The following is a 1,970-nucleotide window of genomic DNA, read 5'->3' on the forward strand; positions in this document are numbered from 1 at the left end:
CCGCTCCCGGCCGCACCGCACCCGGCCGCGCCGCGGTCGCACGGATCGCTCTCCGCGCTCGACGCCGTCGCGCAGGTCGCGCTCGCGAAGGGCATCGCGTTCGCCGCGCACCGCGGCCAGCTCGACAAGAGCGGCACGCCGTACATCGACCATCCGGGACGCATCGCCGAGCGGTTCGATCCGGTTACCGACCCGATCGCGGCGGCGGCGGCGTGGTTGCACGACGTGCTCGAGGACACGCCGATCACCTCGCGCGAGCTGTTCGAGGCGGGCGTGCTGCTCGAGGTCGTCGGCGTCGTCGAGCTCCTCACGCGCCGGCCCGAGATCACGCCCGACGAGTACTACGCGCGCATCCGGCGCCATCCGGTCGCGCTGCGTGTCAAGCTCGCCGACATCGACGACAACACCGCGCCCTGGCGGCTGCGCCGCCTCGACTTCGCCAAGCAGGCGCGCCTCGCCGAGAAGTACCGCCACGCGCGTCGCGCGCTCGGCGTGGACTGACGGGGCCTCGGGACCTTCGGCCCGGGCGGCGCCGGCACCACCGCGAGTAGCGTGTGGCCCGCGTCCGGCCGAGCCGTGAGACAAGAGCGGGAGTACCGGGTTTCAGGCGGCCTTCCCTTCGGGGCTGCGCCAAGCAGAGCACGGCTGGTCCCACCCGCCGCCGGATTCGATCTCGCCGAGCGCGCCGGCGGGCTCGCCCGCCGGTTCGCCCGTCGACGCCGGGAGCGTCAGGCGGATCCCGCGGCATCCGCCCGGTCGAAGACGAGCGCCTGCAGCAGCAGTTCGAGCGAGTGCTGCACGCGGTCGTCGGGCCAGCCCTCCGGATCCTCGACCGACTTCACCTCGTACCCGCGGCAGTAGAGGTAGAGGACGTCGGCGATCCGTGCGGCCTCCTCGCGGTCGGCGGCGCGTGCGCCGTCGAGGAAGCTCTCGTAGGTGGCATCCGTCACGGTGCGGAGCAGGTCGTAGGCGCGGTCGTGGCCGGCGCGCACGTCGGCGATGACCTCGATCCAGAGGCTGCGGAACACGGATTCCTCGGGGGAGGAGGTGCACATCCAACGCGTGAGGGCGGCGAGCCGCTCGACGCCGACGAGGCCGCCGAGCTCGTCGCGGCGCTCGTCGTCCCAGCGCGCTCGGGCGAGTTCGAGGGCGTTCGCCATGAGCTCGGCGCGGCTCGGCACGAAGTGCGTGATGAACGCGGTGGAGCGGCCGAGTCGCTCGGCGACCGCGCGCAGGGTGACCGCGTGCGTGCCGCGCTCCTGTGCGACGGCGACCGTGGCGCGCGCGATGTCGGCCAGGCGTTCGGCGGTGTCGACTTCGGCCGGCAACGGCGGCTCCCTTCCGGCGGGGCGGATGCCGCGGCATCCGCTCGTTGACATCCCGACGGGCACCACACTAACGTCGCTGCAGGTGTTGTCAAACACTGTTTGAAAAAAGATGGAGGACGTGTGGCGGGCGACGGAGTCACCAATGGCGGGGTCTCGTACTGGATGCAGCAGGTCGGCGTGCCGAACGAGCGCCCCGCGCTCGCGGGCGACCTCGACGTCGACGTCGCGATCGTCGGCGGCGGCTACACCGGCCTCTGGACCGCGTACTACCTCAAGCGCGACCAGCCCGATCTGCGCATCGCGGTGCTCGAGCAGCGGTTCGCGGGCTTCGGCGCCTCCGGTCGCAACGGCGGATGGCTCACCAACTCGGTCACGGGCGGTCGCGAGCAGTACGCGAAGAGCCACGGCCGCGACGCCGCGATCGCGCAACAGCGCGCGCTGAACGAGACCGTCGACGAGGTGATCCGCGTCACGGGCGCCGAGGGCATCGACGCCGGCATCCACAAGGGCGGCGAACTCGAGATCGCGACCGCGCCCGCACAGCTCGCGCGACTGCGCGCCGCCGCGGCGGCCGAGCGCGAGTGGCCGGCGACGGATGTCGAGGAGCTCGACGCCCGCGAGACGGCCGCACGCGTGAACGTG

At 72.8% G+C, this 1,970-nt stretch carries 3 protein-coding genes; 2 read left to right on the top strand and 1 reads right to left on the bottom strand.

Translation table 11 applies throughout. From position 1 onward, the window contains the following. On the top strand, nucleotides 1-501 hold a 501-nt coding region (locus ESO86_RS16055; RefSeq protein ID WP_242492421.1), incomplete at its 5' end, for a hypothetical protein. 227 nt (nucleotides 502-728) lie between these two features. Here ESO86_RS16055 and ESO86_RS16060 read toward each other — a convergent pair. Further along, nucleotides 729-1,328 carry a TetR family transcriptional regulator gene (locus tag ESO86_RS16060; protein ID WP_165308067.1) on the bottom strand — a complete coding sequence of 200 codons (600 nt, stop codon included), beginning with the start codon at nucleotides 1,326-1,328 and terminating at the stop codon, nucleotides 729-731. Between the two features lie 162 nt (nucleotides 1,329-1,490). Between ESO86_RS16060 and ESO86_RS16065 the strand changes: the two genes are divergently transcribed. Then, the coding region (locus ESO86_RS16065) for an NAD(P)/FAD-dependent oxidoreductase (RefSeq protein WP_129235850.1) at nucleotides 1,491-1,970 on the top strand (480 nt) is incomplete at its 3' end.

The sequence above is a fragment of the Agromyces binzhouensis genome, from assembly GCF_004135055.1.
Lineage (GTDB): Bacteria > Actinomycetota > Actinomycetes > Actinomycetales > Microbacteriaceae > Agromyces > Agromyces binzhouensis.